The 279-nt window shown below is 41.2% G+C and carries 1 pseudogene; it reads left to right on the forward strand.

Annotated elements, in window-relative coordinates:
- Positions 1-257: pseudogene (locus FN960_RS23950) on the forward strand (hypothetical protein); the annotation flags it as partial.
- Positions 258-279 lie beyond the last annotated feature (22 nt).

The raw sequence follows: 279 nt of genomic DNA on the forward strand, positions 1-279 counted from the left end.
TGGTAAAAGGTAAAACAGATGAGTCTTACCAGGCGATAAATACTGGCATTGATCTTGAAATGTCCTGGCTAAATTATGTATTGCTTGGCAAGGTTTATGAAATGAAGGGGATGAACCGGGAAGCGGCTGATGCATATCTCACCGCCTTTAATTTACGCCCAGGGGCAAACACCCTTTACTGGATTGAAAATGGTATATTCCAGACTTCTGTTCCTTATGTTGTACCTTATCTCGACAAATTTCTCGCTTCAGAATAAGTAACTCCCGGGTTGATTTATG

The sequence above is a fragment of the Alkalicoccobacillus porphyridii genome (assembly GCF_007293315.1).
Lineage (GTDB): Bacteria > Bacillota > Bacilli > Bacillales > Bacillaceae_D > Alkalicoccobacillus > Alkalicoccobacillus porphyridii.